24 protein-coding genes are annotated in these 21,530 nt (G+C 48.2%); 5 read left to right on the top strand and 19 right to left on the bottom strand.

The window, feature by feature from the left end; all coding sequences use genetic code 11:
* Positions 1–8 precede the first annotated feature (8 nt).
* Both LRY47_RS02195 and LRY47_RS02190 read right to left on the bottom strand, forming a co-directional pair.
* Positions 9–314, bottom strand: a complete 306-nt coding sequence (locus LRY47_RS02195) for a succinate dehydrogenase (RefSeq protein ID WP_295222161.1) — start codon at positions 312–314, stop codon at positions 9–11.
* Between the two features lie 12 nt (positions 315–326).
* Positions 327–683, bottom strand: coding sequence for a succinate dehydrogenase (locus LRY47_RS02190; RefSeq protein WP_295222159.1), 357 nt, complete (start codon positions 681–683; stop codon positions 327–329).
* Between the two features lie 338 nt (positions 684–1,021).
* Here LRY47_RS02190 and LRY47_RS02185 point away from each other — a divergent pair, with 338 nt between their 5' ends.
* Both LRY47_RS02185 and btsR read left to right on the top strand, forming a co-directional pair.
* Positions 1,022–2,695: a sensor histidine kinase gene (locus LRY47_RS02185; protein ID WP_295222157.1), complete on the top strand. Its 1,674-nt coding sequence runs from the start codon at positions 1,022–1,024 to the stop codon at positions 2,693–2,695.
* Entirely contained in the window at positions 2,692–3,405 is a 714-nt protein-coding gene (btsR, locus tag LRY47_RS02180; RefSeq protein ID WP_295222155.1) for a two-component system response regulator BtsR, read from the top strand. Before LRY47_RS02185 ends, btsR begins: the two co-directional genes overlap by 4 nt.
* A gap of 73 nt (positions 3,406–3,478) precedes the next feature.
* Here btsR and LRY47_RS02175 read toward each other — a convergent pair whose 3' ends face one another.
* The 3 genes from LRY47_RS02175 to LRY47_RS02165 all read right to left on the bottom strand — a co-directional run bounded on the left by LRY47_RS02175 (position 3,479) and on the right by LRY47_RS02165 (position 6,477).
* Entirely contained in the window at positions 3,479–4,579 is a 1,101-nt protein-coding gene (locus LRY47_RS02175; RefSeq protein ID WP_295222153.1) for a DUF935 family protein, read from the bottom strand.
* A 79-nt stretch (positions 4,580–4,658) separates the two neighbouring features.
* Positions 4,659–6,050, bottom strand: a complete 1,392-nt coding sequence (gene terL / locus LRY47_RS02170) for a phage terminase large subunit (protein WP_295222150.1) — start codon at positions 6,048–6,050, stop codon at positions 4,659–4,661.
* Positions 6,037–6,477, bottom strand: a complete 441-nt coding sequence (locus LRY47_RS02165; RefSeq protein ID WP_295222147.1) for a hypothetical protein — start codon at positions 6,475–6,477, stop codon at positions 6,037–6,039. Before LRY47_RS02165 ends, terL begins: the two co-directional genes overlap by 14 nt.
* 218 nt (positions 6,478–6,695) lie before the next feature.
* Between LRY47_RS02165 and LRY47_RS02160 the strand changes: the two genes are divergently transcribed.
* A complete protein-coding gene (locus LRY47_RS02160; protein WP_295222144.1) occupies positions 6,696–7,787 on the top strand; it encodes a Fic family protein in 1,092 nt (363 codons plus the stop codon).
* A gap of 1 nt (position 7,788) precedes the next feature.
* A complete protein-coding gene (locus tag LRY47_RS02155; protein ID WP_295222141.1) occupies positions 7,789–8,679 on the top strand; it encodes an ROK family protein in 891 nt (296 codons plus the stop codon).
* On the opposite strand, the gene LRY47_RS02150 is transcribed toward LRY47_RS02155, so the two are convergent.
* The 13 genes from LRY47_RS02150 to LRY47_RS02090 all read right to left on the bottom strand — a co-directional run bounded on the left by LRY47_RS02150 (position 8,663) and on the right by LRY47_RS02090 (position 19,581).
* Positions 8,663–8,980 carry a helix-turn-helix transcriptional regulator gene (locus LRY47_RS02150; RefSeq protein WP_295222115.1) on the bottom strand — a complete coding sequence of 106 codons (318 nt, stop codon included), beginning with the start codon at positions 8,978–8,980 and terminating at the stop codon, positions 8,663–8,665. The genes LRY47_RS02155 and LRY47_RS02150 overlap by 17 nt on opposite strands.
* A 298-nt stretch (positions 8,981–9,278) precedes the next feature.
* Positions 9,279–9,872, bottom strand: coding sequence for a lysine exporter LysO family protein (locus tag LRY47_RS02145; RefSeq protein ID WP_295222111.1), 594 nt, complete (start codon positions 9,870–9,872; stop codon positions 9,279–9,281).
* Entirely contained in the window at positions 9,869–10,096 is a 228-nt protein-coding gene (locus LRY47_RS02140; protein WP_295222109.1) for a LysO family transporter, read from the bottom strand. The genes LRY47_RS02145 and LRY47_RS02140 overlap by 4 nt, the downstream gene beginning before the upstream one ends.
* On the bottom strand, positions 10,062–10,700 hold the full coding sequence (locus LRY47_RS02135; RefSeq protein WP_295222106.1) for a phosphoribosyltransferase family protein: 639 nt from the start codon (positions 10,698–10,700) through the stop codon (positions 10,062–10,064). The genes LRY47_RS02140 and LRY47_RS02135 overlap by 35 nt, the downstream gene beginning before the upstream one ends.
* Positions 10,697–11,617 carry an ABC transporter permease gene (locus LRY47_RS02130; protein ID WP_295222103.1) on the bottom strand — a complete coding sequence of 307 codons (921 nt, stop codon included), beginning with the start codon at positions 11,615–11,617 and terminating at the stop codon, positions 10,697–10,699. Before LRY47_RS02130 ends, LRY47_RS02135 begins: the two co-directional genes overlap by 4 nt.
* The gene (locus LRY47_RS02125; RefSeq protein WP_295222101.1) at positions 11,614–12,672 is read right to left on the bottom strand and encodes an ABC transporter permease; all 1,059 of its coding nucleotides are present in this window, start codon (positions 12,670–12,672) and stop codon (positions 11,614–11,616) included. The genes LRY47_RS02130 and LRY47_RS02125 overlap by 4 nt, the downstream gene beginning before the upstream one ends.
* Entirely contained in the window at positions 12,669–14,177 is a 1,509-nt protein-coding gene (locus LRY47_RS02120; RefSeq protein WP_295222099.1) for an ABC transporter ATP-binding protein, read from the bottom strand. Before LRY47_RS02120 ends, LRY47_RS02125 begins: the two co-directional genes overlap by 4 nt.
* Positions 14,178–14,251: 74 nt before the next feature.
* Complete coding sequence (locus LRY47_RS02115) at positions 14,252–15,376, bottom strand: BMP family ABC transporter substrate-binding protein (protein ID WP_295222096.1); 1,125 nt, start codon at positions 15,374–15,376, stop codon at positions 14,252–14,254.
* Positions 15,377–15,437: 61 nt separating this feature from the next.
* Positions 15,438–15,944, bottom strand: coding sequence for a hypothetical protein (locus LRY47_RS02110; protein WP_295222093.1), 507 nt, complete (start codon positions 15,942–15,944; stop codon positions 15,438–15,440).
* A gap of 57 nt (positions 15,945–16,001) precedes the next feature.
* Complete coding sequence (locus LRY47_RS02105) at positions 16,002–17,483, bottom strand: iron chelate uptake ABC transporter family permease subunit (protein WP_295222090.1); 1,482 nt, start codon at positions 17,481–17,483, stop codon at positions 16,002–16,004.
* Positions 17,484–17,487: 4 nt separating this feature from the next.
* A complete protein-coding gene (locus tag LRY47_RS02100) occupies positions 17,488–18,237 on the bottom strand; it encodes a metal ABC transporter ATP-binding protein (RefSeq protein WP_366043083.1) in 750 nt (249 codons plus the stop codon).
* On the bottom strand, positions 18,224–18,700 hold the full coding sequence (locus tag LRY47_RS02095) for a hypothetical protein (RefSeq protein WP_295222085.1): 477 nt from the start codon (positions 18,698–18,700) through the stop codon (positions 18,224–18,226). The genes LRY47_RS02100 and LRY47_RS02095 overlap by 14 nt, the downstream gene beginning before the upstream one ends.
* On the bottom strand, positions 18,697–19,581 hold the full coding sequence (locus LRY47_RS02090) for a zinc ABC transporter substrate-binding protein (RefSeq protein ID WP_295222083.1): 885 nt from the start codon (positions 19,579–19,581) through the stop codon (positions 18,697–18,699). Before LRY47_RS02090 ends, LRY47_RS02095 begins: the two co-directional genes overlap by 4 nt.
* Positions 19,582–19,703: 122 nt before the next feature.
* Between LRY47_RS02090 and LRY47_RS02085 the strand changes: the two genes are divergently transcribed.
* Complete coding sequence (locus LRY47_RS02085; protein WP_295222082.1) at positions 19,704–20,105, top strand: Fur family transcriptional regulator; 402 nt, start codon at positions 19,704–19,706, stop codon at positions 20,103–20,105.
* A 56-nt stretch (positions 20,106–20,161) separates the two neighbouring features.
* Here LRY47_RS02085 and LRY47_RS02080 read toward each other — a convergent pair whose 3' ends face one another.
* Positions 20,162–21,457 carry a diguanylate cyclase gene (locus LRY47_RS02080; protein WP_295222079.1) on the bottom strand — a complete coding sequence of 432 codons (1,296 nt, stop codon included), beginning with the start codon at positions 21,455–21,457 and terminating at the stop codon, positions 20,162–20,164.
* Positions 21,458–21,530: the final 73 nt, after the last annotated feature.

Raw genomic sequence — 21,530 nt, 5'->3', positions numbered from 1 at the left:
CTCCTGTCTTATATTTTAACAGCAAGGATCACCAGAGCGATTCCCAGCAGCCAGTAGATGCCGTAGATAACGCCGCGCCATCCGGCAGAAGCCACATAGTCGTCTGTGATCATTTTAAAGCCGTTAAAAGTATGGAATACGCCGAATGCAGCGATGGGACCCGTTACGATCTGCATCATACCTGCCTCTCCGCCTTTCAGCATTGAGAAAAAGTGTGTGAACACAACGAGGATCAGGATGATACCTGAAACTCTCTGCATTATCCATCCGATAGTACCAGCGTCGCTGGTTCCGTTATACTTGTAATGTCTCATTGCAATTCCCCCTTACGCTGCGAATATCGGAATGATTCCGATAATTGTGATTATAAGTGTGAGAAACACAACGGCCATAAAGTATTTCTTGAAAGATTCCCTTTCGGCTGCGGCTCCGAATTCCATAAGGACGATACGGACACCATTAAAAGCGTGAAAAGAGAAGCTGGCAAGAAAGAGCGCTTTCACAACAGAAAGCTTTGTCACTTCCAGAAAGGGAGCAACTGTACCGGAGACACCCAGAATGTGAAGGATCAGATAAAGTCCGATTATCACTCCTGTGCCACGGTGAAGAAGCCACGCCACCATTCCGGGGTGTTTGCGGTACCCTGTTTTCTTAGGGTAATTTTCAAGGTCTTTCCTCGGCATCTTACACTCCTGAAAAAAGTATTTAAGATACAAACACTGTTAAAATCTCAATTACAACAGTTATCATAATAGTGTTTCCGTGTCAACCGGATTGTATACAATATACAGCAATAAAATGATAAAGTCCCGCATAAACAGACTATTGCAGAGCGGGACGCAATATTTCACAAAAACATAAACCGTGTTATAAAATTATCAAATAGCCTCTTGAAAGCCTGTCTTATTGACAGATTTGATACGCACAGAGGATCAAACTCCTTCCCAACAACGGTTCATTATACACCTTTGATATCATATTTTGTTCTGTAAAAAATCACGGACATGTTTTATGCTGTTTTATGAACATATTTTTCAGTCTTATTCAGGAAATGTCTGTTTTTGCGGTGGCTGCGTACCTTTTCAGCAAGACGCCGGCTTTCCGCCCTTTGTCCACAGGACTGCTTAAGCCGCTGGACAATGTAGCCGTGTACGCATTTTTCACAGCCATCACCATCATGGGAACATATCTAGGTGTGGAAGTCGGTGGAGCAATAGCCAACACACGAGCGATAGGCGCCGTTATGGCGGGTCTTCTGGCAGGTCCGTGGATGGGTATTGCAGTTGGTGTTACTGGCGGTCTGCACAGATATATGCTGGGCGGCTTCACGGCTGCATCCTGCGGAATATCCACCACTACGGAAGGACTTATCGGCGGACTTGTATATCTTTGGCTGAAAAAGAAGGGACAGCCGGACAGCGTTTTCAGCTTTAAAGCGGCTTTTCTCACAACGTTCATAAGCGAAATGGCTCAGATGATAATAATCCTCGCATTTTCCCGCCCCTATTCGGATGCGTGGGAGCTGGTTAAAGTAATAGCTCTGCCTATGATGTTCGCCAATGCGGCGGGCGCGGGACTTTTCGTCAGTATATTCAAAGACAGCAAAAATGCTCTGGACAGCTACGGTGCGGAGTTCTCACGCAAGGCGCTTAACATCGCCAATAAAACCCTTCCGGTGCTTTCCAAAGGACTTAACAGCTGCTCTGCACAGGCTCTGGCCCGTGTGATACTGAACGAAACGGGTGTAGGCGCGGTTGCGATAACCGACAAAACTAACGTTCTGGCTTTTCAGGGGATAGGCGCAGACCACCACCTCCCCGACAATCCGATATCCTCCGAACAAACGGCACTCGCCATAAAGACTGGTGAGGTTATATTTTTAGACGGCATAACCGAGCATTATATATGCTCGATCAGCGAAAACTGCCCGCTGGGTTCCGCACTGATAGTTCCGCTGATGCTTGAACGCGAAGTAATAGGAACCATAAAAATGTATGAGCCGAAAAACAGAAGGTTCCTCGGATTCAACCAGTCGTTCGGTGAAGGCATCGCAGAGGTGCTTTCCACACAGCTTTTTCTTTCAAAATATGAGGAGCAGAAGCGGCTGCTGACGGAAGCCGAACTGAAACTCATGCAGGCGCAGGTCAATCCCCATTTCCTTTTCAACACACTTAACACCATAGGCGCGGTCGTCCGCAGTCAGCCGGAAAAAGCGAAGGAACTCATCAATCACCTGTCGCTCTTTTTCAGGAACAACCTGAAACGTTCGTCCGAAACGGCAACACTTGCAGAAGAGATAGACCATATCCGCTCCTATCTCGTTATAGAAGAGGCACGGTTCAGCGACAGGCTGAAAGTTACAATAGACATAGACGAGAACGTCGGAAACGTCTCCATGCCTGCGTTCACAATACAACCGATAATTGAGAATGCAATTAAGCATGGACTATCAAACATTCTGGGCGAAGCAAGGATAAAGATATCTGCACACGCGGAAAACAGTCAGTGTGTCATAAGGGTTGAGGACAACGCCGGGATGTGGCGCGCCGACGGAAAAAGCAGCAACGGCATAGGCATGAACAGCGTTGACACCCGCATAAAGAACGAATTCGGCGCTGAATACGGACTCGTCGTCCGCAGCATAGAATCAGAATACACAATAGTGGAAATACACCTGCCCATGAGGACAGCATGAGATACAAAGCCCTGATTATTGACGACGAACCCTACGCAAGAGAGGAACTGAGATTTCAACTGGAAAAAACTAAAATATTCGACATCGTCGGCGAGGCTGGAAACGCTGTTGAAGGCGTTAAACTGGTGAACAAAAATCATCCCGACATCATATTCCTCGACATAAATATGCCTGTAATCAACGGGTTTGATATGTTGAGCATGATAGAAAAATCAATAATGCCCTATGTCGTGTTCGTAACAGCATATGACCAGTACGCGCTGAAAGCTTTCGAGGAGAAGGCTCTTGATTATCTGCTGAAACCTGTTGAACAGGAACGACTGGAAAAAACGCTTGAAAAGATACTGCTTTCTCTGGAAAAGGGAGAGGTTCCGATATACGAACGCCAGCCGCTGACAAAAATTCCCTGCGCTCTGATAAACACAATAAAGCTGATAGACATGGCAGACATAGAGTACGTTTATTCCGATATGACAGGCGTTCATGCGGTCACATCAGACAGGGAATATCTCACCGACCTGACACTTAAACTTATAGAGTGCAGAAGCGGGCTGTTCCGCTGCCACAGGCAATATCTGATAAATCTGGCAAAGATAGACCGCATCGTGCTGAACGAGAACTCATCCGCAGATGCGTATACGCTTTCCGGCAGAATTGTTCCCGTCAGCCGACGATATCTGAAACTTTTAAAAGATACACTGGGGCTGTAAATAGATTGCTTCGGTCTACGACCTCGCAATGACATTTATTTGTCTCTGCGAGGAGTAATACGACGAAGCAGTCTCAAGCCAAAGGTATTCCAAACCTTCTGGAAACTTCATCAAAGTCAATCTTCATTCCCATTTCGTTTGCCTCACGCACAACATCCCACGAAGCCTCCGCCTGTTCTGAAAGCACAAACTCCGCCCTACATTCGCCGCCGAAATTCAGTTCCCAGATCCAGTTCACGATAGTCGTCGTTATGGTCTCCGCCGCCGCGCGTGCAATCTTTCTGCCCTTGCGCTCAAGCGTCTCCTGATGCTGTGCCGCCAGTGAATATGAACCTGTTGAGCCTGTGTCGCTGGTCAGCACCTCACCTGTGATGGCTTTTGATATTTCCGTATTGCACACCTGAACAAGTGAGGAGAAATCCGAGGAAGTGCCCTTTGTTTCAAGCACCTGCACACTGTCAACGTTTGCAAGGGCAACCGCAGCATCGTTCTGGATATTGTACAGATTCTCCGCAAGCTCCCTTGCCCTGTCGCGGGATTCGTCGTCATCGGCAGACTCGAACAGCGCAAGCACGGTGGGCACCCCGTATTTCTCCGCAACTGTGAGCCAGTAGCGGAATCCAGCCTTCTTGAACATCCACGGCCAGTAGCATTTGGAAAGCACGGGGGTACCGTAAGGGTTTTCGTCCTTCGGGCTGTTGCGGTGAACAATGAATTTATACTGCTCTTCAAGTGGCGTTGCGACACTGCCGTCCATAAGTGACAGTTCGCCATCGGGTGCAAACGCGAACCTGTCCGACCGTCTGCCCAGCGACCTCACAGGAATCCAGTTGCCGTCTTTCAGCTCCCATACAATCTCCGTTACCGAAAAACCGTATTCCACTGCCGTCAGGATATCCTGCAACATCCCCTGAACGCCGAGTTTTTGCAGGCAGCCTTTAATAAACGATGCCTGTTCTGCGGATTCGCTGTCGGACGGTTTGACATCCCACTGCATTGAAAGCACTGTGTCTTTGAGCTGTTCCAGCTTCGCATAGATGTGCGCATCCTGAAGCATCTCGTCGAAGATGCTCATGCGCACGCCGCCCTTGCCGAAAAGTACATCGGGATTGGGCATTATGTTTCCGAACCAGTTTCCTGTTCCTGCCGTAAGCACGTTTGTAAGTCTTTTCATTATATTAACTCCTATAGACTGCTTCGCTCCGCTCGCAGAGACGTCATTGCGAGGAACGCAGTGACGAAGCAATCTCTCTTTAATACCTGTCTATCATCCTTCCGACGCCCCTGTTTAAGCCTGAAAATGCCGTCTTCGGAGCACTCTTCTCTTTACCTGCGGAGAGCGCCTGCGTCATGGCATCCACCATGTCGTCATGTTTGCCGGATGGGAAATATGCCGCCTCCTCGATAAGCTCCCGCGTGAACGCCGCTCCCCGCTTGAGATACACGTTCCCTGCCTCGATGAGCGGACAGACGGCATTTGACCTCGCAACTTTGCTTCCGCGCGGATTAACTGCTATCAGACCACCCACAGAACCCTTCAGAGCGGATATCACAGCGGGTCCGTTGGCTTTATCCTCAATATACTTTGCCGTGGCTTCCGGGTATTGCTCCGAAAGATGTTTCAGCGCCTTGAGCGCCTGCGAGAAATCCATCCTGTCGCGTATCTGGTCGATAAGGTAATAGTCAGCCCCCTTATTACCCCACACCTGCCCAACAACGTAATCTGCTCCGGCGCTGTCCTTAAACGTCATATCCCACGACTGAAACAGCCTAAGCCCTGTGGGCAGTTCGTCGTAGAATCGCCACCATTCGCGCCGAAAGACCGTGCCGGATGCCGGTGCCGGTCTCTGCTGATAGAGCGCGTTCCATACCCGCGACCCCACAGCGCGTTCCATCCGTTTCAGAGTGTCGATGCCGTATTTGTCTGCCCAGAGAGGTTCACCTACGGCGCGGAACTCCTCTTCCTCCTCCGCAACCGCCGGAAAACAAACAACCGTCCACTCCTCGCCGCTCTGTTCCAGAAGTCTGCCCGCGAGGTCGTCCTCGTGCCACCGCGTCAAAATCACCAGAATCTTTCCACCCTTTTCGATACGGGTATACAGGGTGGACTGGTACCACTCCCACACCTTCTCTCGGTACACCTCGGAATCTGCTTCCTCCTGATTTTTGAACGGGTCGTCGATTATCAGCAGGTCGCCCCCCATCCCCGTTATGGAGCCTCCCACACCTGCCGAAACATACCCTCCCCCATCGGAAGTCTCCCAGCGGTTAGCCGATTTAGCACCCTCTTTAAGCAAAAGAGATGGAAAAACGAGGCGGTAAACCCAGCTGTCAGAGATATCACGCACCCGTCTGCCGAAGGTCTCTGCGAGCCTTGCACTGTAGGATGTGGCTATGACCCGTTTCTGCGGATTATGCCCCAGAAACCATGCGGGAAAGCGAACTGAGGCGAGTTCCGATTTCCCGTGGCGCGGAGGCATCAGAACCATCAGGCGGTCAATTTCCCCATGCATCAGCGCGGTGAGTTTTTCAGCAAGCACTTTGTGGTGCCAGTTAGGGCGGTATCCTCTGCATGTCAGCACGGCAAAAGAGGCGAGGTTTTCCCTCGCCATTTTAAGCGCCGTGAGTTTCTCAGGCGTTTTCAAGGACTGCACGGATATCCTCTTCCGACAGGTTCTCAAGCTCCGCCTGAAGCTCGGAAAGCGCAGGACGTTTAGAGCTGTCAAACATCTCGTCCGTCGCTTTGCCAAGGCAGATATCGCGGTAATTTTTCACTGTTTTAGAGTGAACCTCCACATCGCGCAGACTCTCGCACTCCGCAAGAAGGTCATCAGCTTTTTTAAGCCCCTCCATTGTGCTTGTGCATATTGCCTGAAGCATCTGCACACGGTGAGCTTTAAGTCTGCGCACCGTTCTGTCTGTCTCAGGTCGCTTCCAGTGCTTTTCCGCCGCCTGTCTGCGCACATTTTCAATCTCAATCTCATAATGCACGGCTATCTCTGAAAGGTCGTAAACACCCTCTTCATAGTCCTGCTTCATCTGTCTCCACTTTTCCGCTGTAGGTCTTGCCATACACCTCTCCGTTTTCCGGAGATTATAAGCGATAGAACATTTTCTATATGTATAAGAGCGACAGACTATGCGGACTTGCATTGAAAAATCTATCTGATATAATCAGTTAGATTCAGAATACAAAATACGGGATCGCCGCGTCACTCCGTTCCTCGCGAAGACTAACCCTGTCTCTGCGAGGAGCAATACGACGAAGCAGTCTGAACTTGCGGGTTTTTATGATCAGAAAGGTAATCACGGACAACTATGAGAACGTACATTTCAGTGATAAATACGACAGCGAAGCGGTCTCCGTTATGGTGCGAGAGCTTGACGTGCGCGCTTCCCACTTTGCCAAGCTGCCTATAGTTCCCGACGTACGCAATTTTCTCACAGGCGAGCTGGTCGCCTCTTCCGTTTTCTCCACTGCGCTCATAGGCAGACCGGAGCTGGACGAGCAGGATGTGCGCCTGTTTCTGAAAAATTCCCCAAACACTCTGGACGAAAAACAGCTAAGATTCGTAAACAATATTAAGCGGGCATTTGAATATATTGACCGCAACCATAAAACCTTTGAAATGAACACGGAAGAGCTGCGCAAACTCCATATGATGTTCACTCTGGACACCGAAAATGCCATGCCCGGTGTATTCCGCGACAGCAAACGTCAGGAGGGAAATCGCGATTACACACCACCTGCAACCTCTCTTCAACAGCTTACGGAAGACCTCTGCAAGTGGTTCGCATCTGAGGATATGCAGAAACAGCATCCTGCTGTACGTGCTTTCCTTGCCCATTACCACATCGGGATGCTCCAGCCGTTTACAAACGGCAACGGCAGAACGGCAAGAGCTGCGGAGGCGATGCTTCTGAAACAGAGCGGACACAGATACCTGCACCATGCGCTCTCCCAATATTACAGACGAAACCGCAAAGACTATATAAAAGCTTTCATACAGAACGAAAAAACAGGCGGATTCGATATGACGCCGTTTCTTGTGTTCTGTCTGGACGGTGCAACACGCGCGTACAGACTGCTGACGGATATGGCGGTCAGCGGACTGCGCGCAATAGGTCTGCGCGACTACATCCGCACACTGCGCGCTCAGAAAAAAATAACCGAACGTCAGAAAGATCTGCTTGAGATTCTGTTCGTATACGAAAAACCGTTCACTTTCGCCGACCTGCTCACGAATCCCGTGTTCAGCGGACTTTATAAAGGCTATACGGAAAATACGGCAAGAAACGATATTAAGCGTATGCGTGAACTGAACATAATAACCTCTACCGACGGGAAAGAGTTCACATTCAACAGATTCGTGCTGGGCTGATATGTATATCTGTTTTGACATAGGCGGAACAAACATTAAGACAGGACTTTTCGGACACGACGGAGAAATGGTTGAAAAAATATCCGTCAAAACCCCGTCAGAGTATAGACAGATACTTGAAATACTCATACTGACAGCAAAAAGTTTCAAAGGCGTATGCGCCTGTGCTGTTGCAGTTCCCGGCACCTGTATGCCTCAGGACGGACAGGTCATTTTTTGCCCGAACCTCACGGCTCTGAACGGACATAACCTGAAACACGATCTGGAAAACGCGCTGGATATTCCTGTGTTCCTTGAAAACGATGCGAACATGGCGGCGCTGGGCGAATATTTCTTCTTTGAACGCAACAAAATAAAAAATATGATATTCCTCACCCTCGGAACGGGTGTCGGCGGCGGAGCGATACTTAACGGCCAGCTTCTGACTTCCGACATATCGCTTTTTGAGGCGGGACATATAAACATAAACCCCGAAGGTCCGCGATGCGGATGCGGAAAACGCGGATGTCTGGAAACCTACGCAAATGTGGGCGGGCTTCTGCGTACATATGAAAACCTTTCGTCCGGCAACGTTAAACCGGACGGAGCAAACAAAGTATTCTCGCTGTATAAATCGGGCGACAGGGTGGCTAAACTCAGTTTTGACGTGCTGGGCGGGTGTCTGGGCATAGGCATGGCAACACTGGCGAACATTCTGGTTCCGGAAAAGATAAAGATAGGGGGCGGGCTTTCCGAAATGGCGGAAGCGTTCCTGCCAAACGCCATAAAGGTATTTTCAAAGCACGTTTATCCGTCTTACAAAGAAAGGGTTATTATAGAACTTTCAGGTCTCCGCAATAATGCCGGACTCTCCGGCTGTGCAGCGATATGTATGCTCAACAGAAATTCTTAATGAACAGATAGACCTTCTTTACACTCTCTTCATCCGCCTTTTTGATGAAATCATGAATTTTATTCACAAGTTCAGCCTTGTCGGCGATATGATCTGTTTCCATAAGTTCATCACACGAAACACCAAGTGCATCCGCTATCACAAACAGTACGGACACAGAAATATTGACCTCGCCGCGCTCTATCTCGCCGACATACTTTGAACTGATATTCGCTTTCACAGCAAGCTTTTCCTGAGACAGACCACGCTTTTTTCTAAGCTCTCTGATTTTCAGTCCCATTTTTAAAAGTAAGTCAGACATGTTGCACCATATTATAAGTATCGGTGTTTTTTTCATGTTAAATACCGTCTATAGGTGTTGACTTTGAATAAAATATGAACTATAGGTGTTACTACCAGGTTATTTATAACCTATAGCGCTCATTCTGTTCAGAATTATTAGATTATTTTCCTGCGGAGCAACTGGGGTATGGGGATGAAATACTTAATGATTATAGGAGTTTGTTCCGGTCTGATAGTCTGGTTATGTCTGTTGTTTGAAAGGGTAAGTGTGAGATTTTTTTTATCCTATGTACTCTCTGTGATGACCATGTAAAAAATCATAAAAACAGAGGGACAAACACGGGAGCAAGTGCGGAAAGAATAACGCCGTGGACAAATCCGACGATAGCTGCGCGTTTTCCTGCATATTTCTCTATGACAGGAAGGGTGACGTCCATAGTGGTCGCTCCGCCCGGTGCCACAGCCGCATAAGCTCCGAAATATTTTACAACGAAAGGAACGCAGAGAAGAGTTATCGTTTCCCTGAAAACGTTTGAAAGAAAAGCGATTGCGCCCAGATCACTGCCTTTCACCTGCGCAATCATGACCGCTGAAAAAGAGTACCACCCGAAACCGGAAGCTATAGCAAGCGCATCCTTCGGTGCAAGCACCGTGATGAAGGAAACGACGTAACCTCCGAAAAGTGTGCCGAGAATCGTTCCCACAGGCACAAGCACGGTGAATCTGTCGGCAGACATAAGAGTTTTCATGGACTGTTTGTTATTGCCTATATCAAATCCTATGAGAAAAAGCAGAAGGATAAGCGACCAGTCGGTCAGCGATCCGCTGAGATTTAAAACCTGTTCCGGCAGAAAACCGAGATATGCCGCAGAAGCCCCTGCCAGTATGGCTATCATCATGACAATAATCATTTTTCCGCCTTTTTGAAGAGTTTGGTTATGATAAGCACACCGATAATGCTGAAAATCACTACAGAAATGCTCATGATGCCTGAAATTATGCCGAAATCAGCTATTTTTGAGAGGATATCCTTATCCTTTCCGAGGCTGACACCCATAAAGAACAGAAGAGCAAGGAGCGAAAAATTGAAAAACGTATTCTTAATTTTTGCCGCGAAGCCAGCAGCCAGGAGCATCCCCGCCATCAGGCCAGCAGCCAAAGCCGCAACGTAAGCAAACATCGTCGTCCTCTATCTCCTGTGCAGCAAAGACCTTTTTTATCTCGTCAAGAGTAACTATGCTGAAAATATCGTCCCTGCCCGCCTTGTCGATTATGACTGCGCGTCCGATTATCTTCGCGCCCGCCTGTTCGGCAATGGATTCGACAGCTTTCAGCGTGTTCCCGCCGGCATAGAAGTCATCAACAAAAAGCAGTCTGTCTCCCTTGTGCAAAACCTCTTCGGAAACGTGCAGAGTGGTCTCTTCCTGCTTTGTAAAAGAGTAGCTTTTTGCCGAATAATGCTTTTCCATTGTCAACGGAATTTTTTTCTTAGCATATACCATATCACAGCCGATGTACATGGCAGCCGCCATGGCGGGTATTATTCCGCTCGCCTCAACAGTGATTATCTTGTCAATGCTTGTTCCCGCATGATAGCGCGCGATATCCTGACCTATGTGTTTTGCCAGATTCATATCCACGCAGTGGTTTAAAAACGTATCGACCTTAATAATGTTATCTGTAACTTTTCCCTTGTCTCTCAGCGCTTTGATAAGCAGTTTTCTGGATTCTCTCGTCACTTTCTGTCCTCTCTGTCATACGCAGTTCCAAGCGCCTCCGGTTCCGGTGTGGAGCCTTTTTCGAGTCTCAGTGTTGCCATGACAAGTACCGCAATTGTAAATAAATAGGGAAGCATCATAAGCAGATGCGGCGAAAGGCTGGTTCCCATTGCCTGCATCCGAAGCTGTACGGCGTTTATTCCGCCGAAAAGATATGCACCCGCCATTGCGCGCGTGCTGTTCCACTGTGCAAAGATGACCAGAGCAACGGCTATCCAGCCCCTTCCTGCTGTCATATTCTCCACCCAGAAAGGTGTATACGCCAGCGAAAGGTAAGCTCCGCCTATTCCTGCCAGTCCGGAACCCACAAGCACGGCAGACATTCTGTACAGCCCTACGTTGATCCCCGACGTATCTGCCGCACCCGGGTTTTCACCAACGGAGCGCAGATAAAGACCTGTTTTTGTTCTATATAAAAATATGTGCATCGCTGCCACCAGAATGATGGAGAAATACACAAGAACGTCCTGATTGAAAATTGCCTGACCGATGTAAGGTATCTTTGACAGTACAGGTATCTCAACCTTTGAGAATCCTGCGATGGTAAGCCCCACAAAGGAACGCCCGAACAGAGATGTTATCCCTATTCCAAACATTGTGAGTGAAAGACCGCTCACTATCTGGTTGCCGCGCAGATACACACATATGAACCCGTGTATCGCGCCCGCCGCCATAGCCGCAAAAAAGGCAGCTATAACGCCTATGAAAAGGCTGTCCGCAGTATGTGCCGCCGCAAATCCGGTAAGCGCACCCACCAGCATAAGCCCCTCAACACCAAGGTTTATCACGCCGGAACGCTCCATAAGGATTGCACCGAGCGTGGCAAAAAGCAGAGGAGTTCCCGCCTTTATTGTCGCAAAGAGCAGTATCTCGATCATTTTCCGCTCCTTTTCATGACGGGTTTGTTCTGTATTAAAAAGTCGGAGGCAAGGATAAAGAACAGTATAAGTCCCTGAAACAAATTAACAAAAGCAACGGGAAGCTGCATAAGAATCTGGAGGCTGTCACCGCCGACCAGTATCACAGCCATAATTACTGAAACAATGAAAACACCTATGGCGCTTCGTCCGGCAAGCCATGCAACGATTATCGCAGTATAGCCATAGCCGTGGGATATCCCCTCCTGCAACCTGCCCTGAACACCCGCAGCCTCGCCGAAACCTGCGATTCCTGCCAGTGCCCCGCTGATGAACATCACGCCGATTATTTTTCTGTCTATGCTTATTCCGGCGTATTTAGCGGCTTTAGGGTTGTTTCCGATGACCTTTATCTCATAACCCCAGACTGTCTTCTCCATGAAGATATACATGACAGCGACAAGCGCAAGGGCAATTATGAACCCTGTGTGAAGGCGTGTATTAAAAAATGTTGAAAGCACAAGATCCGGCGAAAAACGGGGCGTAAGGGGAAAGTTGAACCCGTTCGGATCTTTCCATGGTCCATAAACAAGATAAGAAACCCATGCAATAGCTATGTAGTTCATAAGCAGGGTGACAATTATCTCGTTGACGTTCGCCTTAGCCTTAAGAAAGCCTGAGATACCGGCCCATATGCCGCCGAAAACAGCCGCCATGACAAACATTGCGGCAAGTCCGACAAAGCCTGTCAGTCCGCTGTTAAGTGCAACATACGATGCACCCATGGCTCCCATATAGAGCTGACCTTCCGCACCGATATTCCATATCTTCATGCGGAACGCTATTGAAACCCCCAGACCTGTGAGTATCAGAGGGGTGGATTTTACAAGTGTTTCGGAGATGCCATAAAACGAGCCGAGGGATTCGTTCAGCATTCCGGCGTATGCCGCGATTGGGTTAATCCCCGCGAAAAGCATTATTACAGCGGCAGTTGCCAAAGCGAACAGAACCGACATAAAGGGAGCAAAAACCGTGAAAAGTTTTGATGCATCTTTGCGCTTTTCAAATCTTATCATTGCACTGTCTCCCCGCTCATGAGAAGTCCTATCTCCTCGCGGCTTGTGTGTTCGGGATCAACTATGCCTGTTATGCGTCCTCTGAACATTACGGCTATCCTGTCGGACAGCTTAAGCAGTTCGTCGAGGTCTTCCGATATTACAATGGTGCTCATGTTGTCCTTTCTCGCATCCATAATGACCTTATGGACGTATTCTGCGGAACCCATATCAAGCCCTCTGGTTGGGTAAAGCGCAACCAGAACGCTGGGGCGCATGGAAAGTTCCCGCGCGATTATGACCTTCTGTATATTTCCGCCGGAAAGCAGTCTGATAGGTGTTCCTTTTGGTCCCGCCTTTATGGCGAAATCAGCTATCTGCTTTTCAGCATTTTCCTTGATAGCTTTAAAGTTCTGGAAGATGAACTTCCTGAACGGTTTTTCCTTGTAACTTTTGAGTATAAGGTTCTCGTCCACAGTCATTTCAGGGGCGATGCCCATACTCTTTCTGTCTTCTGGAACATGAGCTATACCTGCAATATATGCTTTACGGCTGTCAGCGTTTGTGATGTCCTTTCCGTCGGCGAATATTTTCCCTGAAACAGGCGGTTTAAGCCCTGTCAGAACCTCTGCCAGAGTCTTCTGACCGTTTCCGGCAACTCCTGCGATGCCCAGAATCTCGCCCTTGCGCAGTTCAAGGCTGAAGTCTATGAGGTCGCTCATATTCTTCTCTTTATCCGCAAAGAGATGCTCTATGGTAAGAACGTTTTCGGTGAATTGTTTCTTCTCTCTTTCCCAGACTGGTATCTCGTCGGTGCCGATCATAAGCCCTGCGAGAACATTCTCGTCGAACTCGCCGCGGGCAAGCTCTTTCACGGTCGTACCTTTTTTAAGAACCGTCACCCTGTCGGAAAGCTCCATAACTTCGCGCATCTTGTGGCTTATGAAGATTACAGACCTCCCCTCCTCTTTAAAACGTTTCAGAAACCCGAACAGTCTGTCGGATTCCTGCGGGGTAAGAACCGCCGTAGGTTCGTCGAGGATAAGAACTTTACAGTCGCGGATGAGCAGTTTGATAAGTTCAACCCACTGCTGCTGACCTATGGACAGCTTGCGGATAGGTTCGTCAAGGTCGATGCTGAGACCGAACCTGTCCACTATCTCTTTGATGCGTATACGCAGTTTCTTTTTATCCAGCCAGAATGGAAGATCGGAAACGGCAAGGAGTATATTCTCAAACACGGTATGGTTATACACCAGCATAAAGTGCTGATGTACCATGCCTATTCCTGCTTTTATGGAGTCTTTGGGAGATCTGAATATATACGGCTGACCGTTTATCAGAAGATTTCCGCTGTCGGGGCTGTAAAGCCCGTTAAGAACGTTCATTAAGGTGGACTTGCCTGCGCCGTTCTCGCCCAGCAGTGTGTGTATCTCACCCTGATAGACATTCAGGCAGACACCGTCCAGCGCCTTAACACCGGGGAATGTCTTAACAACGGATTCAACTTTGAGTAATGCTTCCAATTTCTGTCCTTAAAAAAACAAGTCCCCCCGTTTTTGTTAAGCGGGGGGACCGTAAGTTTCTAAATGTCTTATAGTTATTTGGGGATGGTACCCTGAACACCTTCAACGAGGAAGTTCATGCTGAGTTTCTCGTCGTCGGTAAGGGTCTTTCCTGCTTCAACAACAACCTTGCCAGTATTGTCCTTGATGGGTCCCATGAATATCTCGTCCTTGCCTGATGCAAGTTCAGCTTTTTTCGCGTTAACGATTTCCTGAACGTCGGCAGGAACAAGTTTGCTCATGGGTGCAAGGTCAACAAGGTTATGTTCAAGTCCGTACCATATCTTGCTGGACTTCCAAGTGCCTTCGTGAACCTCTTTTGCTATCTCTTCATACAGGGTTCCCCAGTTCCAGACGGGAGCAGTGAGCCATGCGCCGGGTATCTGTGAAGCCATGTCGGAGTTATAACCGATGGCGAATGCGCCGCGTTTTTCAGCAGCCTGAAGAGGTGCGGGAGTATCCTGGTGCATAGTAATGACGTCTGCTTTCACATCAAGCAGGGATTCTGCCGCATCGCGCTCTTTGCCGGGGTCAAACCACGTCTGTGTCCAGACAACTTTGACAACTGCTTTGGGGTTAACACTGCGTACGCCGAGTGTGAAGGCGTTGATGCCTCTGATAACTTCGGGAATTGGGAAAGCCGCAACATAGCCGATGATGTTGCTCTTTGTCATTTTACCCGCCACCATACCCGCAAGGTAGCGGGGCTGGTAAATACGTCCGAAGTATGTTCCCACGTTCTCGGCAGATTTGTAGCCGGAGCAGTGCATGAACACAACGTCGGGGAATTTTGCCGCAACTTCGATGGTGGGATCCATATAGCCGAAGCTGGTTGTAAATATCAGGTTATAGCCTTTCTGTGCAAGACTGGTGATTATCCTTGTGGATTCAGCGCCTTCCGGAACTGATTCGATGAATGTAACGTCCTTCACATAGGGAAGTTTTGCCATCATCTGTCTGCCGAGGTCATGTGCAAATGTCCATCCGCCATCGCCGACAGGTCCGACATAAACAAACGCCGCTCTGATGTCTTTTCCTGCGGGTAAAGCCGCTTCTGCGGATTTCGCCTCAGGAGCTTTCGCTTCCTCTTCCTTCTTTTTTGAACAGCCGGGAAGAACGAGGAACGAAGCAAGAACCGCCAATAATAACAGTTTTTTCATACAACCACCTCTAAACGGTCTTAACCGTATCATAAATAATTCAGCCGATACCGTCTGTCAATCAGTTTTGACCCCACGAGTCGGCACCCACATCTATTACAATGGAATACTCCATTAAGTTGTTGTAAAGATATATCTGATTGTTTGAATACGTCACCTTGTAAAGCTCGTAACCGTCCGTATCGTAAACTGTCTTTGTTCTGCCGGACATGGTTGTTTTGCCGAACATCTTACTTGTAGCAATGTACGGGTAATCTCCCGCGAAGTATATGGCGTATATATCTTTTTCAAGCTGCTTAATCTTGTCTTCATCGATGGGCAGATTGCGGTATTTCACATAATACTGACCGTTCTCATACTTTATATCTGCATAGCCTCTGAAAAAGTTTGACTTAAGTTTTGTCGCAAAAAAGTCATTGCCCACAGCAACTTCGGAATCAAGCGAAAGCGTCTGATCGCCGCGGGTAACACTCACTATCTGTTTGGTTACAGGCTTGTTCATGTAAAAATCATAACCGCAGCCTGAAAGAAAAAGCACCGTAATCAGTGAAAGTAGAATAAATCTCAACATATGCCCCCTTTTGAAGCAAGTACGATAACAGATTCCGGCGGAAAAATCAAAATATTATGACAAAAACCGTACAGTCATACTTTCGACCTCTGAATCCGTCAGATCTATCGTACCACCGTCCTTCTGCACACTCCAGCCGTCGTCCGTATGGATTATCCGCACAATATCGCCGACAGCTACATCCTTATCAGTATCAACCGAAACTATCTCAACATCCTTATCCGAAAAACCGTATAAAGCGGTCAGACAGAACGAACCGTCGGAATATACCGGCGGTATCTTAGCCCCGTGGGGATCCGTATCGGGATATCCCATTTTTTCGTAAATATAATCTATTGATTCAAGGTCATTATAGTGTTCAAGCACATGGGCTTTCTCGTGAAGTTCACTGTCGGGAACCCCCATATAATGCAGATAAGTTTCCCAGACTCTGTGTGCTTTTTTAAGTCGCAGCGCCTCGGTTCTGCCCTTGTCAGTCAGCTCGTACATATCAGTTCCTGACGCAAGCCCCTCTTCAATGAGATATTTCATGGCGTTTCTCATCATTTTGGGCTTCATCTCAACATATTTTGTTATATCCGTGTCAGCAACCGGCTTGGCGGATTTGAACATACTGGCGATAATATCCTCTATCACCTGCTGAGGAACCATATTCCGCCTGCGCTGCCAGTCGGCAAGCAGTCCGTATCTGGGCGCCAGCATCAGAACCGCAAGGAATTGAAGCGTAGCAAAAAGCATAACAGCGCCGCCGCCTGCGGAGTTGAGCCAGACAGACAGATAAAGCCCGCCCAGTATGCTTGTAAAACCGAACAGCGCCGCCAGAGCCATCATCTTTTCCAGTCTGTCCGTAAGCAGATATGCAGTCGCTGCGGGGGTTATGAGAAGCCCGACGACAAGTATGACTCCGACCATGCTCACTGCGGAAACGACTATGAGGGAAACGCATCCTGTAAAAACGTATTTGAACAACAGAACCGGAATCCCTATGGACGCCGCCATAACGGGATCGAAACTGGTTATTTTGAAGTAACGGAAGAACAATATGATGACAGAAAGCACAGCGGCTGAAACTATGGCGGAAACCACCATGTCAAAATCCGAGATACCGAGAATGTCCCCCATTATGAAATGCATAAGGTCTATGTGTATATATTTCCCGAACACGGAAACAAGCACCACACCCGCCGCAAACACACCCGTATACATTATGCCAATGGACGCATCCTCTTTTATCCGTGAAACCTTTGCAACAAAGCCTATCATAAACACTGTGATGAATGCGGAAATAAGCGAACCCACGAGCATTGCGCCCGCCGCCGCCTCAACCCCGAACACCAGCTTCATGAAAAGGTACCCAGCGCCGACGCCTGCTATCATGGCGTGTGAAAGGGCATCACCAAGAAACGCCATCCTTTGCAGAATAACAAGACATCCTGTAACGGCGCAAACGATGGCAACGATACTGCCTCCCGCAAGCGCCTTTAAAAAATATATCTTCGTAAGCGGGTCTATGAACAGTGTATATAATGTATCCATGCCGTCACCCTTTCAGAAGGTCGGTGAAAACCTTCAGCCTGCCTTCGTAAACTTCGGAAAGAAGCTCCTGTCTGAAAACCAGATCGGGAGGACCTGCGGCATAAAGCCTCTGCTTAACCAGAAGCAGTTTATCAAAATATTCTGAAGCGGTGGCAAGGTCATGATGCACCACCACAAGGGTTATGCCCGCCTTCTTTGCCTCCGCCAGAACGTCAAGAATAGCGCTCTCCGTCGCGGCGTCAACACCCGCGAACGGCTCGTCCAGCAAGAGTATCTGAGCCCCCTGCGCCAATGCCCGCGCCATGAAAACCCTCTGCTGCTGACCGCCGGAAAGCTGACCTATCTGACGTTTTTTGAAATCGCTCATCCGAACCATCTCAAGACATTTGTCAACTATCTCAACATCAGCCTTAGAAGGATTTCTCCACCAGCCGAGATGCCCGTAACGCCCCATCATGGCAACGTCCGCAACCGTGACGGGGAAATCCCAGTCCACGGTTCCGCGCTGAGGGACGTAGGCTATCATCCCGCGGGTCTGCTCAACAGGTTTTCCGAACACAAGAACCTCGCCTATGTCCCTTTTCACAAACCCCAGCATAGCTTTCATCAGAGTGGATTTGCCCGCCCCGTTGGGTCCGATTATCCCAACAAGCTCGCCCTTCTGTATCATAAAGCTCACATCCAGAAGCGCAGGTTTGGGACCGTAGCTTACTGTCAGGTTCCTGACCTGAATTGCATAATCACTGCTGACCATTATTTTTTCCTGTTTCAAATCTTAGAGCGGCAACGATATCCTGCCCGTCGTCAAACCACTGCGTCTCTTCGCTTATCACGATCCCGTTTTCAAGCGCACGGATGCGTACCGCATTCGCTCCTCCGTCTGAAACAGGGCTTGCGTTCACGGTTATCTCGTGTTTTCCGTCTGCAATGTGCGCAGCCTTGAGTTCCAGCGGAACACCTTTGGATATGCCGCTGTCGGTCTCATATATCTTTTTGCCGTCCAGAAGGACGGAAAATCCTTTCGTTTTTTCACCTATATCAAGGGCAAAGGGATCTTTCGCCGTGGCAAAGGTCGTCGTGATATCCATAGTTATTTCCCGCTCAGCAGAAAACTGCGTGTGGTCTGTTTCGGTGCGCTGTGTGCCTCTGTATATGAAAAAGAACAGAACTATGCATGCAGTGACGATCCAAACAGCTATGGTGAGTAAGAACTTCATCTAAGCCCCCTCACTATTTTTAACACATTCTCGCGCATCATGCCTATGTATGTTTCGCCGGGTGTACCTGAATCGCCCATGGAATCGGAATAGAGCGTTCCGCCGACTGTAACTCCCGCATCCTTTGCTATCTCGCGGATGAGTTTCGGGTTGATGGTGGTCTCCACAAAAATGGTTTTAACGTTGTGCTGTCTGATGGAGTTCACCGCCGCCTCGCGTCTCTGGGGCGTAACACCGCCGCCGACCTCACCACCTGTAGACCAGCCAACGGGCGCAGTGTTCACAAATCCGTATTCATGTGCAAAATACCCGAACGCATCGTGGTTTGTCACAAGTATCCGTTTTGCAGGCGGAATGACGGAGACCTCCTTGCGTATCCAGGAATCAAGCGCGCGAAGCTGTGCAAGGTAAAGCCTTGCCCGCATGATGAAATTATCTTTGTTTTCAGGGGAAAGTTTAATGAGTGCGCGGGTGATATTGTTCACATACACTGCGGCATTTGCAGGTGTGAACCATGAATGGGGATCTTTTATCTTTTCCCCGCCGGTTTCAAGGGTGAGGGGCTGAATTCCGTCAGTAGCTGTTACTATTGGTTTTTTTGCGTCAATAGCCAGCGATCTCATCCAGTTTTTCCCCTCAAGGTGAAAACCGTTTTCGATAAGCAGGTCGCTGGATTTAACCTTGTCCATGTCCGCAGGAACAGGGGTATATGTGTGCGGATCCTGCCCCGGAGCAAGAATAGAAAGCACGCGGATATCATCTCCCGCTATATTTTTCGTTATATCGTATATCTGTGTAGTAGACACGGTTACAGTCTTTTGAGCATATGCGCCGAAAGACGAAAAAAGCAGAAATAAAAGAATTATAATTCTGATAAACATAGTTAACTCCGCAAAAAAAACTATTGATATTTTTTATTATCATAGAATATTATAGCTACTACCAAATATACAAGTTTTTTGCTTGGCTTTCGAGATTAATTAATTATTTGCGGAGAATAACAATGTACGACAGAATTTTAAGAGACAAAGAACTCAAGGTCACTCCTCAGAGGATTTTCATCCTTGAAGAGATCAGAAAAATGGGACACGCCGGAATCGAAGACCTCCACGAAAGGGTTAAAGAGGTATATTCCTCTGTCAGCCTTGCAACAATATACAAGAACATACACATTCTTGTTGAGGAAAACATCCTCAGAGAGGTTCCCATCCACGGAAGAAAACCCGTTTACGAAATCAACATAGGCGACCATGTGCATCTTTGCTGTACAAAATGCGGGGAGGTATCTGATATCATGGATATCGACACTGCGCCCATGCTCAAGGAAGCTGAAAGACAGAGCGGACACAAATATGAGCGCATCGCAGTGATGCTTCAGGGTGTCTGCAAAAATTGCAGCAACTAAGCGGCAAAAACGTATTAAAACTAATTTAAGCACGCATCTGCGTGCTTTTTTTGTTTCTATTTACAGCAAATCCTGTTTCTGCCTGAATTTTTTGCGCAGTACATCGCCGCATCCGCACGCATAAGCATCATATCAGCCGTATCACCCTCTTTGTAAGAAGTCACCCCTATGCTGACAGTATGCTGTCTGCCTGTGGGGAACATGAAATTGCTGACGGCTATTCTCACACGTTCAGCTATAAGCTCTGCCTGTTCAATGCCGGTTTCGGGGCATATAACAAGAAATTCCTCACCACCCCATCTGCCTATGAAATCCGTTGTGCGGATGCTGTCTTTAGCCGCCTTAACAAAATCCTTCAGTACGCGGTCTCCGGCAAGATGCCCGAACTCATCGTTAATCCGTTTAAAATAATCTATATCCAGAAGTAAAATAGAAAGTTCTCTGCCATACCTGCGCGCTCTGTCAAGCTCCTGCTCAAATATAGTGTCCAGCCTTGTGCGGTTGCTGATCTGGGTAAGGCTGTCAACCTGAGAAATGCGCACCAGCTCGCGGTTCAGCCTGCGGATGCTTACAACCCAGAAGCCGACCAAAACCGCTAAGATTGCGAAGATCCCAAGAATTATCGCAACGAGTTCGTAATCCGTGCCAGTTTCGGCTTTTATATAGATGTGTCTGTTGACTATCTCCTGCCTCTCTGCATTGGTTATATGCAAAACGCCAAAATCCAGTATCTCCGCCAGAGCAGGTTCGCTTTTGATAATGCCTATTCTCAGTTCGTTCGTATAGTCAGGGAGCTGTCCTGATATTTTTAGATTAAAAAGCCCTTTTTCTTTAATGGTATACGCCGCCATTATCAGCGAACGCATTGTCATGTCGGCTTTTCTGTCGGAAACCATCTGAAAAGCATCCCTCTCGCTCTCGCATGTCAGCACACGCAATTCAGGATAATCCCTGCGGATAAGCTCCTCCATGGCGGTTCCTTTGGGAAACACTATTGTTTCGCCGGAAAGCTCCGCAGGATCAGGGATATATCTGTGTTCTTCGCGGGTTACGAATACGTTGATGTCTGTGAATACGGGTCGGGTGAAATTCAGCCATGTGTCGCGTTCCGGCGTGCTGTTAAGAAAACTCAAAACCTCACATCTGCCGCTCTGGGAGAACGTTAAGCTTTCATCCCAATCGGCTGTTCTGACAATTTCAAGTTTGACACCCGCCTTTTTAGCCGCAAGCCGCAAAAGATCGGCTCCGATGCCGATGTGTCCGCCATTACCGTCCAGCATCTCAAAAGGGTACCAGTCGGGATCCACACAGACTTTAACCGTACCGTGATTTTTAATGAAATCTTTCTGCACTGCTGAAAGACCGTCTGCAAATGAAAAAAGAGGGAAAATAACAAAAAAGATTAAAAAAATAACATTTTGCAAC

The sequence above is a fragment of the Seleniivibrio sp. genome, from assembly GCF_021209385.1.
GTDB lineage: Bacteria > Chrysiogenota > Deferribacteres > Deferribacterales > Geovibrionaceae > Seleniivibrio.
Note: the sequence above shows the minus strand (reverse complement) of the source record. Positions and strands in the feature narration are given on the sequence as shown.